15 protein-coding genes are annotated in these 17,937 nt (G+C 61.6%); 6 read left to right on the top strand and 9 right to left on the bottom strand.

What is annotated here, in order from left to right; translation table 11 throughout:
- Nucleotide 1: 1 nt before the first annotated feature.
- Nucleotides 2-2,602: a bifunctional aconitate hydratase 2/2-methylisocitrate dehydratase gene (acnB, locus tag J4D25_RS02435; RefSeq protein WP_057715065.1), complete on the bottom strand. Its 2,601-nt coding sequence runs from the start codon at nt 2,600-2,602 to the stop codon at nt 2-4.
- A gap of 457 nt (nt 2,603-3,059) precedes the next feature.
- On the opposite strand from acnB, the gene J4D25_RS02430 reads away from it, so the two are divergent.
- Nucleotides 3,060-3,530, top strand: coding sequence for a DUF1289 domain-containing protein (locus tag J4D25_RS02430; protein ID WP_057715064.1), 471 nt, complete (start codon nt 3,060-3,062; stop codon nt 3,528-3,530).
- 147 nt (nt 3,531-3,677) lie between these two features.
- Here J4D25_RS02430 and J4D25_RS02425 read toward each other — a convergent pair whose 3' ends face one another.
- Nucleotides 3,678-4,541 (bottom strand): universal stress protein, encoded by an 864-nt coding sequence (locus J4D25_RS02425; RefSeq protein WP_057715063.1) that lies wholly within the window; start codon nt 4,539-4,541, stop codon nt 3,678-3,680.
- A 162-nt stretch (nt 4,542-4,703) separates the two neighbouring features.
- Here J4D25_RS02425 and J4D25_RS02420 point away from each other — a divergent pair, with 162 nt between their 5' ends.
- Nucleotides 4,704-5,312 (top strand): tRNA-(ms[2]io[6]A)-hydroxylase, encoded by a 609-nt coding sequence (locus J4D25_RS02420; protein ID WP_007986374.1) that lies wholly within the window; start codon nt 4,704-4,706, stop codon nt 5,310-5,312.
- A gap of 152 nt (nt 5,313-5,464) precedes the next feature.
- Here J4D25_RS02420 and J4D25_RS02415 read toward each other — a convergent pair whose 3' ends face one another.
- A complete protein-coding gene (locus tag J4D25_RS02415; RefSeq protein ID WP_057715062.1) occupies nt 5,465-7,714 on the bottom strand; it encodes a TonB-dependent siderophore receptor in 2,250 nt (749 codons plus the stop codon).
- 102 nt (nt 7,715-7,816) lie between these two features.
- On the bottom strand, nt 7,817-8,311 hold the full coding sequence (locus J4D25_RS02410) for a GFA family protein (protein ID WP_057715061.1): 495 nt from the start codon (nt 8,309-8,311) through the stop codon (nt 7,817-7,819).
- Nucleotides 8,312-8,734: 423 nt separating this feature from the next.
- Here J4D25_RS02410 and J4D25_RS02405 point away from each other — a divergent pair, with 423 nt between their 5' ends.
- From J4D25_RS02405 to J4D25_RS02395, 3 genes are all read left to right on the top strand, one after another.
- On the top strand, nt 8,735-9,619 hold the full coding sequence (locus tag J4D25_RS02405; protein ID WP_057716616.1) for a LysR substrate-binding domain-containing protein: 885 nt from the start codon (nt 8,735-8,737) through the stop codon (nt 9,617-9,619).
- A gap of 100 nt (nt 9,620-9,719) precedes the next feature.
- Nucleotides 9,720-10,844, top strand: coding sequence for an agmatine deiminase (gene aguA, locus J4D25_RS02400; RefSeq protein ID WP_057715060.1), 1,125 nt, complete (start codon nt 9,720-9,722; stop codon nt 10,842-10,844).
- A gap of 2 nt (nt 10,845-10,846) precedes the next feature.
- Nucleotides 10,847-11,944 (top strand): extracellular solute-binding protein, encoded by a 1,098-nt coding sequence (locus J4D25_RS02395; RefSeq protein WP_057715059.1) that lies wholly within the window; start codon nt 10,847-10,849, stop codon nt 11,942-11,944.
- A 152-nt stretch (nt 11,945-12,096) separates the two neighbouring features.
- Here J4D25_RS02395 and J4D25_RS02390 read toward each other — a convergent pair whose 3' ends face one another.
- The 5 genes from J4D25_RS02390 to J4D25_RS02370 form a co-directional block, all read right to left on the bottom strand.
- On the bottom strand, nt 12,097-12,714 hold the full coding sequence (locus tag J4D25_RS02390) for a DNA-3-methyladenine glycosylase (RefSeq protein WP_057715058.1): 618 nt from the start codon (nt 12,712-12,714) through the stop codon (nt 12,097-12,099).
- Between the two features lie 4 nt (nt 12,715-12,718).
- Nucleotides 12,719-13,531, bottom strand: coding sequence for an isocitrate lyase/phosphoenolpyruvate mutase family protein (locus tag J4D25_RS02385; RefSeq protein ID WP_057715057.1), 813 nt, complete (start codon nt 13,529-13,531; stop codon nt 12,719-12,721).
- Between the two features lie 35 nt (nt 13,532-13,566).
- Nucleotides 13,567-14,649, bottom strand: a complete 1,083-nt coding sequence (locus J4D25_RS02380) for a bifunctional transcriptional activator/DNA repair enzyme AdaA (protein ID WP_057716615.1) — start codon at nt 14,647-14,649, stop codon at nt 13,567-13,569.
- A gap of 189 nt (nt 14,650-14,838) precedes the next feature.
- A complete protein-coding gene (locus J4D25_RS02375) occupies nt 14,839-15,459 on the bottom strand; it encodes a LysE family translocator (protein ID WP_057715056.1) in 621 nt (206 codons plus the stop codon).
- 91 nt (nt 15,460-15,550) lie between these two features.
- On the bottom strand, nt 15,551-16,447 hold the full coding sequence (locus tag J4D25_RS02370; RefSeq protein ID WP_057715055.1) for a DMT family transporter: 897 nt from the start codon (nt 16,445-16,447) through the stop codon (nt 15,551-15,553).
- Nucleotides 16,448-16,536: 89 nt separating this feature from the next.
- Here J4D25_RS02370 and J4D25_RS02365 point away from each other — a divergent pair, with 89 nt between their 5' ends.
- Nucleotides 16,537-17,868 carry a PLP-dependent aminotransferase family protein gene (locus tag J4D25_RS02365; RefSeq protein ID WP_057715054.1) on the top strand — a complete coding sequence of 444 codons (1,332 nt, stop codon included), beginning with the start codon at nt 16,537-16,539 and terminating at the stop codon, nt 17,866-17,868.
- Nucleotides 17,869-17,937 lie beyond the last annotated feature (69 nt).

Genomic DNA, 17,937 nt, shown 5'->3' with positions numbered 1-17,937 from the left:
GTTAGGCTTGAACGACCGGGATGTTGGCGTTCGCAGCAGCTTCACGGAACTCGGCGATCTGGTCGAAGGACAGGTAGCGGTAGACATCGGCCGCCATGCTGTCGATCTTGCCAGCGTATTCCATGTACTCCTCGACGGTCGGCAGGCGACCCAGGATGGAAGCCACGGACGCCAGCTCTGCCGAAGCCAGGTAGACGTTCGCGCCGTCACCCAGACGGTTCGGGAAGTTACGGGTCGAAGTCGACACGACAGTCGAGTTCGGCTCTACACGTGCCTGGTTACCCATGCACAGCGAGCAGCCTGGCATTTCCATGCGAGCGCCGGCCTTGCCGTAGATGCCGTAGTAGCCTTCTTCGGTCAGCTGGTGAGCGTCCATCTTGGTCGGCGGCGACAGCCACAGACGGGTTGGCAGCTGACCCTTGACCTGTTCCAGCAACTTGCCGGCGGCGCGGAAGTGACCGATGTTGGTCATGCACGAACCGATGAACACTTCGTCGATCTTCTCGCCAGCAACGCTGGAGAGCAGGCGGGCGTCGTCCGGGTCGTTCGGCGCGCAGAGCACAGGCTCCTTGATGTCGGCCAGGTCGATCTCGATGACTTCGGCGTATTCGGCGTCTTTGTCGGCTTCCAGCAGCTCAGGGTTGGCCAGCCAGGCTTCCATTGCTTGAGCGCGACGTTCCAGAGTACGTGCATCGCCGTAGCCTTCGCCGATCATCCAGCGCAGCAGGGTGATGTTGGACTGCAGGTATTCGGCAATCGACTCTTTGGACAGCTGGATGGTGCAACCGGCAGCCGAACGTTCAGCCGAGGCGTCAGACAGTTCGAACGCTTGCTCTACGGTCAGTTTAGGCAGACCTTCGATCTCCAGGATGCGACCGGAGAAGGCGTTCTTCTTGCCTTTCTTCTCTACGGTCAGCAGGCCAGCCTGGATCGCGTAGTAAGGAATGGCGTGAACCAGGTCACGCAGGGTGACGCCTGGCTGCAGTTCGCCTTTGAAGCGAACCAGGATCGACTCAGGCATGTCCAGCGGCATGACGCCGGTGGCTGCGGCGAACGCAACCAGGCCGGAACCGGCCGGGAACGAGATGCCGATCGGGAAACGGGTGTGGGAGTCACCACCGGTACCGACGGTGTCTGGCAGCAGCATGCGGTTCAGCCACGAGTGGATGATGCCGTCGCCCGGACGCAGGGAAACGCCGCCGCGGGTCATGATGAAGTCAGGCAGGGTGTGGTGGGTGGTCACGTCGATCGGCTTAGGGTAAGCCGCGGTGTGGCAGAAGGACTGCATCACCAGGTCGGTCGAGAAGCCCAGGCACGCCAGGTCTTTCAGTTCGTCACGGGTCATGGGACCGGTGGTGTCCTGGGAACCCACGGTGGTCATCTTCGGTTCGCAGTAGGTGCCCGGACGAACGCCGGTCACGCCGCAAGCCTTGCCGACCATTTTCTGCGCCAGGGTGAAACCCTTGGTGCTTTCAGCCGGTGCTTCAGGCTTCTTGAACAGGGTCGAAGGTGGCAGACCCAGCTCGGTGCGAGCCTTCTCGGTCAGGCCACGGCCGATGATCAGCGGGATACGGCCGCCAGCGCGAACTTCGTCCAACAGCACCGGAGTCTTCATTTCGAAGGTGGTCAGGACTTCGTCGGTGCCGTGCTTGCAGACTTTGCCAGCATGCGGGTACAGGTCGATCACGTCGCCCATGTGCATGTTGGAAACATCGAATTCGATTGGCAGTGCGCCAGCATCTTCCATGGTGTTGTAGAAGATCGGAGCGATCTTGCTGCCGAAGCAGAAACCGCCGGCACGCTTGTTCGGTACATAAGGAACGTCGTCGCCGAAGAACCACAGTACGGAGTTGGTCGCCGATTTACGCGAAGAACCGGTACCGACCACGTCACCGACGTAGGCGATAGGGAAACCGGCGTTGCGCATTTCTTCGATCTGCTTCATCGGACCGGTGACGCCTTGTGCGTCAGGCACGATGCCGTCGCGAGCCATTTTCAGCATGGCCAGGGCGTGCAGCGGGATGTCTGGACGGGACCAGGCATCAGGAGCAGGGGACAGGTCGTCGGTGTTGGTTTCGCCAGTGACCTTGAATACGCGCAGGCTGATCTTGTCGGCCAGGGTCGGGCGCTTCACGAACCACTCGCCGTCAGCCCAGGATTGCAGCACGCCTTGGGCGTGAACGTTACCGTTCTTGGCTTTTTCAGCGACGTCGTGGAAGGCGTCGAACATCAGCAGGGTGTGCTTGAGTTCTTCGGCCGCTACTGGAGCCAGTTCGGCGTCGTCCAGCAGGTTAACCAGAGTCACGATGTTGTAGCCGCCCTGCATGGTGCCGAGCAGTTCAACAGCGCGCTTCTTGTCGATCAGGGGGGATTTGGCTTCGCCTTTGGCGATGGCGGACAGGAAGCCGGCCTTTACATAGGCTGCTTCGTCCACTCCAGGCGGAACGCGATTGGTGATCAGGTCAACGAGGAATGCTTCTTCGCCAGCCGGGGGATTTTTCAGCAGCTCGACCAGGCCTGCAGTTTGTTCGGCGTTTAGCGGCTGGGGAACGATACCCAGTGCTGCGCGCTCTTCGATATGTTTGCGGTAGGCTTCAAGCACAGTTATTACCCTCATCAGTGGTCCCAAATGGGTGTCCGGGACGCTCATCCCGAAATTGCCGTACTCATGCGCTGCATGGCGTTGTGAGCCACTTAGCCAGATTTACCGACAATTCCTTACAGAAGCTGCTTTCAAAGTTTTACGCCTGCAGAACGGGAGCTGATGAGGGTTGGCGTTGGGCTTTTCCCCGCTGGAAAAACCCCTCGCCAACACCGCTCTGAAGGAACGACTGTGCTCGTGACGCTTTGAAAACAGCTTCTAACGGACATTGGCGCCTAAAAAGGCAGGCTGATTCTACGGCAAAAAAAAATTAAAGGTAAGTCAGTGTTTATTGGACTTTGGTGGTGGCGGTCACCAGAGCCCGATTCTCCACAGGCCCTGAACTTTGAGGGGTGATCAATGGCCGACAAAGGGCTAACATGCCGGCCTGTTCTGCTTTTTCGCGTTTTGCCTATCTATGCCCAATCAGACCATCAAGACTCCCTGCGTCGGCCTCTGCTCCACTGTTTACGGTGATCTGGTGTGCCGTGGCTGCAAGCGTTTCCACCACGAAGTGATCCACTGGAACGGTTACAACGAGGAAGAAAAGCGCGCGGTATGGCTGCGTCTTGAGCAGTTGCTGTCACAGGTGATGGCCGCCAAGGTGGAAATTTTCGATCCGGCGCTGCTCCGAATGCAGCTGGAGCAGCGCAAGATCCGCTTCGTGCCCCATCAGTCGGAATATTGCTGGGCCTACCAGTTGATCGCGCGCGGTGCGCGGGTGATCAACAACCTGGAAGCCTACGGGATGGTGCTGCTGCCGGAGTTTCGCGAGTGGAACCTGCCGGAATTGCGCGACGCCATTGATCGGGAATTTTTCCTGCTCTCCGAAGCCCATTACCAGCGCTATATTGCGCCGGGGTTCCTGCAAGATGCCTTTGGCGGCTGACCCGCTGATATGTGGCGAGGGGGCTTGCCCCCGTAAGGCGGCGCAGCCGTCGCAAATTGAGCTGGCACAGTACATCTGCCGGAATGCAGGGGGCCGCTTCGCGACCCAGCGGGGGCGAGCCCCCTCGCCACAAAAGCATGTTCGGCTTCAATGCTTGTCCGCAATCTCCTCGAGATGATCCGCCACTTCCATCGGCTTGAGCACCAGCACATCGCTCTCGACCGCATCGAGCACCACTTCCGCCGTATTGCCGATCAACGCCCCTGACAACCCGCTGCGGGCTACGGTGCCGATCACCGTCACCGCTGCCTGCAGTTTGTGCACCATGAACGGAATCAGCACATCCGCCGGGCCTTCCTCGATGTGCAGGTGATCATCGTCGATGTCGAATTCCGCCTGGAACGCCTTGCACTGTTCGCGATAGCGCGCCTGGATGGTTTCGCTCAGTTGAAACGTCGGGTCGGCCGCCGACAGCATCGGCGACGGGTGGGCGCTGATCACGTGCAGGCGGGCCTTGGCCAGGGTTGCGATGTCATAGCCATGATCGATGATGGTGTTGTGCAGGTGGCGATGTTCCTGGTCGGTGTTACCGACGTCGATGGCTGCCAGGATCACTTTGTCTTTCCATGAATCGGCGGTTTTCACCAGCAGCACCGGAGTCGGGCAGGACCGCAACAGCTTCCAGTCCTGCGGGGTCAGCAGGGCTTTTTTCAACGGGCTGTCGGGGAAGTGCTGCTTGACCACCAGGCCGCAACCTTCGGCTTGCTGCACATCGACGATGGTTTGGTGTTGGCTGTCGTTCCAGGCCTGCTCGGTGGTGACGCTGTAGCCGTCCTCTGTCAAAGCGGCCTTGAGCACACCCAACATGCCACTGTGATCATGCTTGGGGTCGCACACCAGCAGATGCAACTGCGCCTGGGTCACACCGGCGATCAACTTCGCCCGTTTGAGCGCCAGGCTTTCCGAGTGCTCGGGTTCGATGACCACCAGAATGCTGCGAATGGCTTGCATGAGCGGGATCTCCTGAAAATGAAAAAGCACGGCGTTGCACAACTATAGTTGCTGTCGGCGATTCGGGGACTTGATGCATATCAACGGTCGGCGACTGGTGGTCTGCGGGCAGGCCGGTATAATCGGCGCCCTTCGTTTTGAACCTATTTTTCCGTGAGCCCCATGATCCTTCCCGAAATTCACGAGTTCCTTGGCTGCCGCACCCCCGACGGCTGGATCCAGGCCGCGCTGGCCGATCAGGAAACCCTGCTGATCGACCACAAGAACTGCGAATTCAAGGCCGCCAGCACCGCGTTGAGCCTGATCGCCAAGTATCACTCCCACGTCGATCTGATCAACATGATGTCGCGCCTGGCCCGGGAAGAACTGGTGCACCACGAACAGGTCATGCGCCTGATGAAACGGCGCAAGATCGAACTGCGCCAGCTGTCCGCCGGGCGCTATGCGTCGGGGCTGCGCAAGGTGGTGCGCAGTCACGAGCCGGTGAAACTGGTGGACACCCTGGTGGTCGGCGCCTTCATCGAAGCCCGCAGTTGCGAGCGTTTCGAAGCGCTGGTGCCGCACCTGGACGAAGAACTGGGCAAGTTCTATTTCGGTCTGCTCAAGAGCGAGGCCAGGCATTTCCAGGGTTACCTGAAGCTGGCCTACCAATATGGGGACGCCAAGGACATCGCCCAGGTGATCGACAAGGTCCGTGCCGCCGAGCAGGAACTGATCGAATCCCCGGATGTTGAGTTCCGCTTCCATAGCGGTGTACCGGCCGCCGCATAAACACCGCAACCCATTGTGGGAGCGAGCTTGCTCGCGATGACGGATCAGGCAGTCACACCTGAGGTGGCTGACAGACCGCTATCGCGAGCAAGCTCGCTCCCACAGGTTCCGGTGTTAACTGACAGGTATCAGTTTTCTGGCGGGCGCTCAGCTTAGAAATCCCACTTGGTGGTCAACATCACGTTGCGTGGTTCGCCGTAGTACGTGGTGTCGAAGTTGCCCAGGCCCGTCAGGTAGCGTTTGTCGAAGACGTTGTTGGCGTTGACGGTGAAGCTCAGGTTTTCGTTGAACTGGTAGCGGCTCATCAGGTCGACGAGGGTGTAGCCACCTTGCTTGATGCGGGTGTCGCCGCCCGTTGTCGGGCTGTAGATCTTGCCGTAGAACGCGCTCTGCCAGCTGATTCCACCACCGATGGTCACCTGGTCCAGTGCGCCGGGCAGGCGGTAGGTGGTGAACGTACGCACGACATGTTCCGGTTTGGAGGTCGCCAGCGGGAAGCCAAAGATGCGCTGTTCATCAGCGTCACGGGTGCGGGCGTAGGTATAGCCGGCCGACAGGTTCCAACCTTCGGCCGCTTCACCGGCCAGTTCCAGTTCCACACCTTTGGTGGTTGCGCCGTCGATGGCTTTGTAGATGCCTTCGTTGGTGACCGGGTTGGTTCCGATCGATTCGGCGAGGTTGTCTTGCTCGATGCGGAAGAAGGCCAGGCTGGCGTTCAGTCGCCCGTCGAAGTAAGCGGCTTTCAGGCCGGCTTCGTAACTGGCGCCCTCGACCGGTGCCAGGGTCGAACCGTTGGCGTCCTTGTAGGTTTGTGGCTGGTAGATGCTGGTGTAGCTGGCGTATGCAGAATAGGTGTCGTCCAGGTCATAAACCACACCGGCATAGGGCGTGACCACGCCATGTTCCTTGTAGCTGGCATGGGTGTCATCGAGTCCCGCACCCGGATAGTACGAATAATCCTCGTTGTACTTGAAGGTGCTCAGGCGGCTGCCGAGGATGATCGACAGATCGTCGGTCGCGTGCAGGCGCGTGGCCAGGTACAGGCCATTCTGGCTTTGGGTGCGTTCGTACTTGCCGTTTTTCGGGAAGTTCTGTTCCGGCAGATTGCCGTTCCAGTCGTAGATGCTGCCCGGGACCAATTCGAAGGCGCTGGTGTCGTAGGTCGCGCCGGTCTGGCGCGAGTGGGAAGCCATGAAGCCAGCCACCAGTTCATGCTCGCGGCCTCCCAGGGTGAAGGGGCCAGTGACGTTCACGTCAGCGGTGTTTTGCACGCGATGACCTTCCCAGCGACCCCAGTACAGGAACATGCCTTCACCAGTGGCGCGGTCCGGGTTGCCGCCGCTGGCCGAGGCCAGGCGAGTGTCGTGGTCGGTGGTTTTCTGGTCGATGCTGGCCTTGAACTTCCAGTCGTTGGCCAGAGCCTGTTCCAGGGAGGCGAAGTAAGTGATGTCGTCGAAGTCGCGACGACTCCAGTCGGCGCCCGGGTTGAAGTGCCGGGGGAAGTCGGTACGGCCTCCGTCCGAGAAGTACACCGGGTTGCCGGTCCAGGACGAGCCTCGCGGGGTGGTGCTTGACTTGTCGACGCCGAAGGTCAGCAGGGTGTCGGGTGTCAGATCGGCTTCGAGGATGCCGTAGAACAGGTCTTTCTTCTGGCTGTAATGATCCTGGTAGGAGTTCTTGTCGGAATAAGCACCGACGAAGCGGCCACGCACACTGCCGGAATCGTTCAGCGAACCGGAAATATCGCCGACGCTGCGATACGCGTCCCAGTAACCGACGGTGCCGCTGATCGACGCCTTGAATTCCTTGGTCGGCTTCTTGCGGATCAGGTTGACGGTGGCGGACGGGTCGCCCGAACCGGTCATCAGGCCGGTCGCACCCTTGACGATTTCGATGCGGTCCAGGCTGGACGCGTCGTCGCCGTTGTTAGGGTTTTCACCGTAGACACCGTCATACGGAATGTTCACGCCGTCGTACTGGAAGTTGGTGATGGCAAAGCCGCGGGCGGAAAACTCGGTGCGGTCACTGTCGTACTTCTGCGTCGAAATGCCGGGGGTGTTGCGTAGCGCGTCGCCGATGCTCTGCACACCGCGGTCGTCCATCTGCTGACGGGTAATGACGGTCACCGATTGCGGCGTTTCGCGGATCGACAGGGGCAGGCCGGTGGCCGTGGATGTTGAACCGGTGGTGTAGGAGTGGGTGCCTTCAGTGGTAGCCCCCAGCGCCTGGCCGGAAATGGTCGTTGCGCCCAGTTGCAGTACGCCGTCGTCCCGGGCCGAGTTCTTTTCGGCATCGGTTTCAGCGGCGTGGGCAACGGGTACAAGGCTCAGCAGAGCGGCAGGCAGGGCCAGCGCCAGAGGGCACAAGGCAAAACGGAAACGGGCGACAAGCGGGTGCGACATGGGGATCCCTTTGCATCGAATCGATCGGTAGTTGAAGTGCTTCTGAGGGGTTGACCGAACGAAAAACGCAAAGGGGAACTGCCGTATGAAAAAAACTGATAATTATTCTCGGCAGACCAGGCCGAGACGCTCATGCCACTGGGCGATGGATTCCACGGGGTACAGATCGAACTGTTGATCCCCGGGCAGCGCCTGGACCTCCACCCACGGCGCTTTTGAACCGAGCATCAGATGCGTGTGCTCCGGCGGCACCGGCAGCGGCGTGTCGATGGCCGAGGCGAAGGGGTGAATCAACTCAGGCCACTCCGGGCTGAATAGCCACAGAGCCGTTGCGCAGACCGAGCAGAAATGCCGCTCGGCCGTGCTGCTGTGGGCGCGCTTGTCGTCTTGTTCCTTGAGCCGCGCATGGTAAATCGCGATGTGTTTGCGCCCGCGAACCTTGAGGCTGGCGGCATCGCCACCGAGGTTGATCGCATAGCCGCCACCGCCCTGTGTCTTGCGGCAGATCGAGCAGTAGCAACGCTGGTAAGGGTAGGGGTGGGCGCTGGTCAAACTGAACGACACCGCGCCGCAATGGCAGGAACCTTCGAGATGCATGGGAGCCTCCGGCTGACTTGAGCGTACCCTGAACAGCCTAGACCGTAAGGGCTACTCGACCGGCACCAGAATCGCGTCGCCGGTCGCCACCAGTTTCAGCGCGGGTGACTTCAAAGCCGGCCCAGCGGTTGAAGGCCGAGGTTGAGTTGATCTGTTTGAGTGTGTTGAGCATGGCGAATCCCTCCGGTTGAGGGTTCAACATGCGCCGGGTTCGGGGGCATGTCATCGTTGATCAGCCAGCGTGATAGGGCGGTGGATTTATGGTGAATATACTGGCCCCATCGCGAGCAAGCTCGCTCCCACATTTGGAATGCAATCCCCTGTGGGAGCGAGCTTGCTCGCGATGAACGATAACGCGGTCCCACTGGACGCCCACGAAAGGCCAAGTCAGCATGTCCCCCTCGAAACCGGGACATGACCCCCATGCGACGCTTACCCTCCCTGGCAGCCCTGCGAACCTTCGAATGCGCCGCCCGTCACGCCCATTTCGGTCGGGCGGCGGCCGAGTTGTGTGTCACCGACAGCGCGGTCAGCCACCAGATTCGCCAACTCGAAGAGCAACTCGGTGTGCCGCTGTTCGTGCGCGAGGGCCGGCAGATTCGCCCGACCCTGGCCGCCGGGCGCCTGATGCAAAGTTTGCAGCAGGCTTTCGAACTGATTGGCGATGCCTGCGATGAACTGCGCGACCCTTCATCCCTGGCGGTATTGCGTCTGGCGGTCACCGCCGAGCTGGCGCAAAAGTGGCTGATGAGTCGTCTCACGGATTTCTACGCGCGTTACCCACACATCACCTTGCATCTGTACGAACAGCCGATCGACGCCACGGCACCCGGGGAAGACATCGACCTGGCGATCACCTACGGCACCGGCCCGGTGGACAGCACCGCGTATTTCGTCCGGCCGCTGCCTGCGTTGCAATTCTTCCCGGTGTGCAGCCCCGGCCTGTTCAACCAAGGCACCCTGAAAACCCCGAAGGACCTGGCCCGCCACTGTCTGCTGCACGACGACCAGGACGGCAAGACCTGGACCGCGTGGCTTACCAGCCATGCCGGTGACCAGCGCCCTGATCGTCAATTGTATTTCGACCACGCCGGGCTGGCACTGGAGGCCGCGGCCCAAGGGCAGGGCGTGGCCATGGGCGACAACTTGACGGCCCAGGAAGATTTGCTCAGCGGGCGGCTGGTCCGGCCGTTCACCTCGAGCATGACCGCGCTGGGCCAATATGCGCTGGTGTGCGAGCGGCTGCGGCTGGAGCGTCCGGCGGTGGCGCAAATGCTGGAATGGTTCAACGATCAGTTGCTCGATTGATGAGTTGAATTCAAGTACTCCGAAATAATCATCGTTGGCGAGCCAGTCGCTGTCGCCCTTAGCCTGTGGTCATTCCAATCCCCGCTGAAGAGGTTTGACCATGGCCCGTTTGCTCGACACCACTCCCAAACAGGACGGTTTCCGTCTGCCCGGCGAATTCGAAGCCAAGTCCGGTTGCTGGCTCGGCTGGCCGGAGCGTACCGACGTCTGGCGCAACGGTGCCAAGCCGGCGCAGAAAGTCTGGGTGCAGATCGTCACCGCCATTTCCATGAGCGAACCGGTCACCGTGTGCGCCTCGGCGGCACAGTTCGCCACCGCGCGCCGCCAGTTGCCGCCGCAAGTACGCGTGGTCGAAATGACCTGCAACGACACCTGGTTCCGCGACAGCGGCCCGTGTTTTGTGGTCAATGACCAGCGTGGCGAAGTGCGCGGCGTCGACTTCGAATTCAACGCCTACGGCGGCCTCGACGGCGGTTTGTACTATCCGTGGGACAAGGACGACCAGATCGCCGGCAAGATCCTCGAAATCGAACGCTTCGACCGCTATCGCGCACCGTTGATCGCCGAACTGGGCGGCATCCAGAGCGACGGCCAGGGCAGCATCCTGACCACTGAGCAATGCCTGCTCAACCGCAATCGCAACCAGCACCTGGGCAAGGACGAAGTCACCCGCCGCCTGACCGATTACCTCGGCGCCGAGCAGGTGATCTGGCTGCCGCGGGGCTGCAAGTTCGATGAAACCGACGGCCACGTCGACGACCTCGCGTGCTTCGTGCGCCCCGGTGAAGTGGTGTTGCAATGGACCGACAACCGCGACGATCCGCAGTGGGAAATCTATCAGGAGGCCTACGACATCCTGCGCAGCACCCGCGACAGTCGTGGCCGCGAGTTGATCGTGCACAAGCTGCCGCAGCCGGATGTGCTGGAGTGGACCGCCGAAGAAGCCGAAGGCCTGGACCGGCAGGACAGCACCCATACCCGCCAGGCCGGGACGAAAATCTGCGCGTCGTACATCAACTACTACGCCGGTAACAGCTCCATCGTGGTGCCGCTGTTTGGTGATCGCAACGACAAAGTGGCGCTGGCGACCCTGGCCGAGCTGTTCCCGCAACACAGCATCGTCGGCATCGAAAACTCCCGGGAAATCCTCCTCGGTGGTGGCAACGTCGCGTGCATCACCATGCCGCAGTACGCCGTCACCACCTCCAACAAAAAGGGAGCGTGATCGTGGGCCTGCACAAACTGACTCAAGCAATACTGCTGGTGCTTGCACCCCTGTGTGTGCAGGCTGCCGACACCGCCAAACCGGTGGTCAACCTGTACATTTGGGGCGAGTACCTGGCCCCGGACACCTTGAAGAATTTTGAAGCGAAAACCGGCATCCATGTGGTGGTCGACCACTTCGACTCCCTGGAAACCGTCGAGACCAAGCTGCTCACCGGCCGCAGTGGCTACGATCTGGTGCTGACGGCGGGGCAGCACCTGTCCCGGGCCATCGAGAGTGGCGCGGTGCAGACGGTCGACAAGCAGCAACTGCCGCACTTTGCCGGCGTCGGCGAGGAGTTCCGCCAGCACATGGCGGTGTTCGACCCGGGCAACCGCTATGCCGGGATATACGCCTGGGGCACCACGGGTGTGGGGTATCAGGAACAGGCTGTCAAACAGCGCCTGCACGACGCGCCGACCGACAGTTGGGCGATGCTGTTCGAGCCGGCCGTGGTCTCGAAATTCGCCGATTGCGGGGTCAGCTTGCTCAACGATCCCAACGAAGTGTTTGCGGCGGTCATGAAGTACCTGGGCCTGGACATTAACCGCCAGAACCTCGATGACCTGAAGTTGGCCGAGCAGCAACTGGCGAAGATTCGTCCGTACATCCGCTACTTCGACAACGACCTGAACATCAGCGACCTGGCCAACGGCAACACCTGCGTGGCGATGTCGTGGAACGGCAACGTGGCCATTGCGGCGGGCCAGGCCGAGGCGGCGGGCAAGCCGTACTCGCTGAAGTACCGGATTCCGAAGGAGGGCACGTTGATCTGGTTCGATGCCATGGTCATTCCCAAGGACGCGCCGCATCCGCAGGCCGGCCTGGCGTTGATGGATTACCTGATGACTCCGCAAGTGATCGCGCCGATCACCGACACCATCCACTACGCCAATGCGATTACGGCGGCGGACGGCTTGATCGACCCGGCGATTCGCAACGATCCGGGGACGTATCCGCCGGCCGCGGTCCGGGCTTCGCTGTACAGCAAGAATGACAATGGCAAGGAGTTCAACCGGGCGTTGATCAGGGCGTTCAGTCGGTTGAAGTCGGGGTTGTGACTGGTTTTGGATGATGTGGTGTCTCTACTGACGCCATCGTCGGATCGCCGCCCGGAGCAAGCTCGCTCCCACAGGTTTTGTGTCTGCCAAAGATTTTATGTACACAGAGTCCATGTGGGAGCGAGCTTGCTCGCGATGAACGATAACGCGGTCTACCGCCCGGGCACCCGCCACAAATACCAGGAGGCCACCGTCCGATAAGGACTCCACCCCAACCCGATCTCGATCATCTGCTTGCGTGTCGGCTGCACCTCCAGGCCCTTGAGTCGCCTATAGCCCTCACGCACGCCAAAGTCATCGGCCGGCAGGATGTCCGGCCGCTCCAGGCTGTAGATCAGCAGCATCTCCACGGTCCAGCGGCCCACGCCGCGTAAAGTGATCAGGCGTTCGATCAGTGCTTCATCGTCCATGGCCAGCGCCGTGGCGTAATCCGGCACCACGCCGTCCAGCGCCGCCTGGGCGATACCCTGAATGGTCGTGATCTTGCTCGCGGAAAATCCGCAACTACGCAGTCGGTCGAAATCCGTGGCGACGATCTGCTCAGGCCTGGGAAACGCACCCGAACCGAACAGTGCCAGCAGCCGGCCGACAATCGCATCGCCGGCCTTGGCGTGCAGTTGCTGATAGGCAATCGCCCGCACCAGCGACTCATAGGGATCACGGGCCGCGTGCGGCTGGTGCAGGCACGGGCCGACGGCGTCGATGTGGCGGCGCCAGTCGTCATCGATGGCCGCCAGGAACGCACTGGCCGCCTGATAGCCGTCAGCCATGGGCTCAGGCTTTCCCGGACGGTTTCAAGAGGGCGTTCACTTCGCCATAGGTGAGGGCCTTCAGGTCGTGGGTATCGAACTTGCCGGTTTGCAGAAAGCTTTTGGCAATGCCGGCCATGGCACCGTAGAGGAATTCGGCGATGCCTGAACCTGCGGACAGACGGCGCACACCAAGTTCTTTGAGCACTTCGGGCGACGGCAGGCCCGGGAAGCCAAGCACATTCAGCGGCAGCGAGGTGCCGTGGCACAGCGCCTTGATCTCGTACTCCGCGGTAACGCCCGCCGCAAACAGGCCATTGGCACCGGCCGCCTGATACAGCTTGGCGCGCTCGAGGGTTTCGGCGACGCGATCTTCGGCAGGCACCAGACCCCGAAGATAAACATCGGTGCGCGCATTGATGAACAGGTTCACGTTACGTCGATCGGCCACCTGGCGCACGGTTTCAATCTTGCGTACCAGTAATTCCGGCGGCGAGGAGCCGTCCTCGATATTGATTCCGACAGCGCCGGCGGCAATCACGGCGTCAACCACTTTTGCCACCCGTTCCAGGTCATCGGAGTAACCGGCTTCGATGTCCACGGTCAGTGGCACCGAAATGACCCGGGCAATCGACTCGACCGTCGAGACCAGGCGCTCAAGGGGCAGGGTGTTGCCGTCCGGATAGCCATGTACCCAGGCCACCGCCGCACTGCTGGTGGCGACGGCCTTGTTGCCCAGTTGCTCCACCAGCCGCGCACCGGCGGCATCGGCGACGTTGGTGAGGATCAGCAAACCCTCGTGATGCAGTTGGTGCAGTTGATTGTCGAGCCTGTCCATCGAGTTTCCTTCCTTATGAAAAAACTGTGGGGGGATCAGAACGCCAGCTGCTCCGTGAGCTGCACCGCTGCGTTTTCCAGCCTGAGCAGAAACGCCTTGCGCGGCTGGCCTCCAGCGTAGCCGGTCAACGAGCCGTCGGCGCCGATCACCCGGTGGCAGGGCACGACAATCGATAAGCGGTTATGCCCGTTGGCCAGGCCCACCGCCCGGCTGGCACCGGGCTTGCCCAGAATCGCCGCAATGGCGCCGTAGGTGGTGGTCCGGCCGTAAGGGATCTTCGCCAGTTCAGCCCAGACCCTGCGGGAAAACTCGCTACCGGGCATGTGCAAGGCCACGCTGAACTCAGTGAGCGTACCGGCGAAATACGCGGACAACTGCTCTTCGATCTGCTGCAAATGCGCGTTGTGCCCCGGTGCCACGGCATAACCGAAACGGTTTTGCAGCGCCTGGACCGAAGGGTTCAGCGAGGCCTGATCGAGAAACTCCAGCAGCACCAGCCCACGCCGTTCGGCCATGGCGATCATCGGCCCCAGGGGGGTGGTCAGGCGCGTGAACAGCAGCGGCTCGCTGTTGGCCGCCCGGCCCGGGGTGATGTGAAAGGATTTTTGAAAGGCATCGCGAAAACCGCTCAGGGACTCGTAGCCGGAATCGAAGGCGACGTCATCGATGGAGTCGCCCTGTTTGATCCCGCCCAGCGCCATGCCCAGGCGCCGGGTGCGCAGCCAGGCGTGGAAGGTCATGCCGAAGTGCTGCTTGAACCAGCGACGCAGTTTCAGTGGTTCGATGCCTTCAGCCAGTAGCCGGGCGTCGGTCCAGCGCTGTTCCGGGTCGGCGTCTACCGACTTGAACAGTTTCTGCACCCAGTCCGGCGCGCTGGCGGCGGTGTCCAGCGGTTTGCAGCGCTTGCAGGCGCGATAGCCCGCCGCCAGGCATTGTTCGGCGCTGGCAAAGAACTCGACGTTCTCAGGCTTCGGGCTGCGGGCGGTGCAACCGGGACGGCAGAAGATGCCTGTGGTCTTGACCGCCGTGAAAAACACCCCCTCGTAGGAGGTGTCTCGTTCGAGCATGGCGCGAACCATCTCGGCACGGGGCGGTAGAAGCGTTTTTTGTAGGTTCATGGGCCCAGCATAGATCGCGTCATGGGCGACCTCCACCGGAAAATCGACAGCGAATTTCGCTCCTTTGAACACTGCGAGTCAATGTGGGAGCGAGCTTGCTCGCGATGGCGGTGTATCAGGCAGCATCAATGTTGAATGTGAGACAGCAATCGCGAGCAAGCCCGCTCCCACATGGGAAAAATATCTACTTCAGGCGCGTCTGGCCATCAGAAGTACCGAAGCCGCCGCCGACAGCAACCCGGCGCAGCAGCGGTTGAACATCCGCTTGCCCGATGGCCTGGCGAACCAGCGGCGCATGTGCAGGCCCATGTAGGCGTAAGCGCCGATGGCGACCCATTCCAGCACCAGAAACAGCGCGCCCAACACCACGAACTGCGGCGCAATGGCGTGGGTCGAGTCGACGAATTGCGGCAGGAACGCGGTGAAAATCAGGATGGCCTTGGGGTTGCCGGCCGCGACTAGGAATTCCTGCCGGGCCAGCGCCAGCGTGCCCACGGGCGCTGAGGTGACCACGTTTTCCACACCCGGATCTGCGCGCCACAATTGCCAGGCGAGGTAGAACAGGTAAGCCGCGCCGAGGATCTTGATGGCGTAGAACAGCAGCTCGGAGGTTTGCAACACCACCGCCAGCCCCGCCGAGGCCAGGGCAATCATCCCGGCGAATGCCAACAACCGGCCGATACCGGCCACGCACGCGGTGCGGTAGCCATAGCGGGTCGAATTGCTGACCGACAACAGGTTGTTGGGGCCTGGCGCCATGTTGAGGGCAAAACAGGCCGGCAGAAACAGGGTGAGGGTGGCGAGGTCCATGGTGGGCTCCTGTAGCAAGAGCGCTATTTTTATCACGGCTCACCCTTGGCCAGACCCATACAGTGATGGGCGCAAACCACCGTACACGGGGTTATTTCGCGAACTTTTTCGCCCCGGCGACGCAGAGGATCACGGCGACGGTGACACCCAGCATGCCGAGGCTGACATGCTCATGCAGCAGGGTGGCGGCCAGGGTCAGCCCGAAAAACGGCTGAAGCAGCTGCAATTGCCCGACGGCGGCGATGCCCCCTTGGGCCAGGCCGCGATACCAGAACACGAATCCGATCAGCATGCTGAACAGCGAGACGTAAGCCAGGCTGAACCAGGCCGGCGTGCTGATGCCGGTGAACGAAGCCGGCATGCGCATCCAGCTGAGCACGGCCACGACCGGCAGCGACAGCACCAGCGCCCAGCTAATCACCTGCCAGCCACCGAGGGTGCGCGACAGTTTCGCGCCTTCGGCATAACCCAGGCCGCAGGCGAGGATGGCCAGCAGCATCAAGATGTCGCCTTGGGGGGAGGCGGTCAGCCCTTGGGACAGGGCAAACCCGACCACCAGCAGGCTGCCCAGCACCGAGAAAATCCAGAACGCCGCCCTTGGCCGCTCGCCGCCGCGCAGAACGCCAAACACCGCTGTTGCCAGGGGTAACAGGCCGACGAAGACAATGGAGTGCGCGGAAGTCACGTATTGCAGCGCCAGCGCGGTCAACAGGGGAAAGCCGATGACCACGCCCAGGGCGACGATCATCAACGGAATCAGTTGCTGGCGCGCCGGGCGTTTTTCCTTGAATAACCACAGCAGGCACAACGCCAGGACCGCCGCGATGGTCGCGCGCGCAACCGTCAGGAACACGGGGTCAAACTCCAGCACCGCCACCCGTGTCGCCGGTAGCGAGCCGCTGAAGATCACCACGCCGATCAGGCCGTTGATCCAGCCGCTGGTGCTGTTTTCCAGCGTCCGGGGTTGCAGGTTCGAGGTCCGTTCCATTTGGCTCACGCTCATTGTCTGATTGCACGAAACTCATCCTATGAGTGACTATCGATACAATCAAAAAATTGTCATGGATACATCTCGACATGCCTCGATCCCGCTACAAGACCCTGGTAGATGCCTTTGCCGCCGACATCCGCTCCGGGCATCTGCCGCCCGGCACGCGCCTGCCGACTCACCGGCAACTGGCAACCGAGCACGGTCTGGCGCTGGTCACCGCCAGCCGGGTGTATGCCGAGCTGGAGGGTATGGGCCTGGTCAGCGGCGAAACCGGACGCGGGACCTTTGTCAGGGAGACCTCGCTGCCGCCGGGGCAGGGCATCTCGCAGCACGTGGTGGCGGCGGGGATGATCGACCTGAATTTCAACTACCCGTCATTGCCCGGTCAGGCCGACCTGTTGCGCACTGCCTTGCGTCAACTGGCGTTATCCGGGGACCTTGAATCCCTCCTGCGCTATCAGCCTCACGCGGGACGCCTGCACGAGCGGGCCTCGGTCGCGCGCCATCTGCTTGATCGGGGGCTGAACGTGCCGGCTGAACAGGTGTTGATCGTCAGCGGCGCCCAGCATGGCCTGGCGGTGGCGATGATGTCGCTGCTCAAGCCTGGTGATGTGATCGCCGCCGATGCGCTGACCTATCCCGGTTTCAAGACGCTGGCCGAAACCCTGCATCTGGAAGTCTTGCCCATTCCGGTCACGGATACCGGGCCTGATCTGCCTGCCCTGGAAAAACTCTGTCGCAGCCGATTGGTACGGGCGCTGTACTCGATGCCGACCCTGCACAACCCTTTGGGCTGGGTGATGGACCTGGATCAGCGCGAGCAGTTGGTGGCGATTGCGCGCCGGCATGACCTGACGATCATCGAGGACGCCGCCTACGCGTTCCTGGCTGAAAACGTACCGCCACCGTTGGCCGAGCTGGCGCCGGAGAGGACGGTGTACGTGTCCGGTCTGTCGAAGAATGTCGCCACCGGGCTGCGCGTTGGCTTCATCGCCGCACCGGCGCAATGGGTCGCCGCCTTCGAGCGCACGATCATGGCGACCACCTGGAACACTCCCGGCGTTGTGACCGCCATCGCCACGGCCTGGCTCGACGATGGCACCGTCAGCCAACTGGAATCGCAAAAACGTGCAGACGCCCGGACCCGGCAAGCCCTGGCCCGCGAGATGCTGGCAGGGCTCAGGACCATCAGTCACCCCAATTCCTACTTCATCTGGCTGCCGTTGGCGGAGGACGCCCGGGCCGACCAGATCGCCATGGCACTGATGCGCGAGCAGGTGTCGGTGTCGCCGGCCGAGCCTTTTGCGATTTCGGCCCACGTGCCGCACGCGATACGCCTGGCGTTGGGTTCGGTGGACATGGACTCGTTGCGCACTGCCTTGAGCAAAGTGAAAAGCATCGTCAGCTATTACTCGTAGCGAGGCCGGGAAGGGTAGTTTTCTTCAATACGCGAGCCGGTGGGCTCTTTACCTTGAGGGCCTTGTTCA

It is taken from the genome of Pseudomonas sp. GW456-L13, assembly GCF_017350115.1.
GTDB lineage: Bacteria > Pseudomonadota > Gammaproteobacteria > Pseudomonadales > Pseudomonadaceae > Aquipseudomonas > Aquipseudomonas jessenii.
Note: the sequence above shows the minus strand (reverse complement) of the source record. Positions and strands in the feature narration are given on the sequence as shown.

What these genes read in the sequence shown, in the direction of transcription:
- J4D25_RS02430 (WP_057715064.1), top strand. Translation starts at nt 3,060, where the DNA reads ATGCCCAATCAGACCATCAAGACTCCCTGCGTCGGCCTCTGCTCCACT.
- J4D25_RS02425 (WP_057715063.1), bottom strand. Translation starts at nt 4,541, where the DNA reads ATGCAAGCCATTCGCAGCATTCTGGTGGTCATCGAACCCGAGCACTCG.
- J4D25_RS02420 (WP_007986374.1), top strand. Translation starts at nt 4,704, where the DNA reads ATGATCCTTCCCGAAATTCACGAGTTCCTTGGCTGCCGCACCCCCGAC.
- J4D25_RS02415 (WP_057715062.1), bottom strand. Translation starts at nt 7,714, where the DNA reads ATGTCGCACCCGCTTGTCGCCCGTTTCCGTTTTGCCTTGTGCCCTCTG.
- J4D25_RS02410 (WP_057715061.1), bottom strand. Translation starts at nt 8,311, where the DNA reads ATGCATCTCGAAGGTTCCTGCCATTGCGGCGCGGTGTCGTTCAGTTTG.
- J4D25_RS02405 (WP_057716616.1), top strand. Translation starts at nt 8,735, where the DNA reads ATGCGACGCTTACCCTCCCTGGCAGCCCTGCGAACCTTCGAATGCGCC.
- aguA (WP_057715060.1), top strand. Translation starts at nt 9,720, where the DNA reads ATGGCCCGTTTGCTCGACACCACTCCCAAACAGGACGGTTTCCGTCTG.
- J4D25_RS02390 (WP_057715058.1), bottom strand. Translation starts at nt 12,714, where the DNA reads ATGGCTGACGGCTATCAGGCGGCCAGTGCGTTCCTGGCGGCCATCGAT.
- J4D25_RS02385 (WP_057715057.1), bottom strand. Translation starts at nt 13,531, where the DNA reads ATGGACAGGCTCGACAATCAACTGCACCAACTGCATCACGAGGGTTTG.
- J4D25_RS02380 (WP_057716615.1), bottom strand. Translation starts at nt 14,649, where the DNA reads ATGAACCTACAAAAAACGCTTCTACCGCCCCGTGCCGAGATGGTTCGC.
- J4D25_RS02375 (WP_057715056.1), bottom strand. Translation starts at nt 15,459, where the DNA reads ATGGACCTCGCCACCCTCACCCTGTTTCTGCCGGCCTGTTTTGCCCTC.
- J4D25_RS02370 (WP_057715055.1), bottom strand. Translation starts at nt 16,447, where the DNA reads ATGGAACGGACCTCGAACCTGCAACCCCGGACGCTGGAAAACAGCACC.
- J4D25_RS02365 (WP_057715054.1), top strand. Translation starts at nt 16,537, where the DNA reads ATGCCTCGATCCCGCTACAAGACCCTGGTAGATGCCTTTGCCGCCGAC.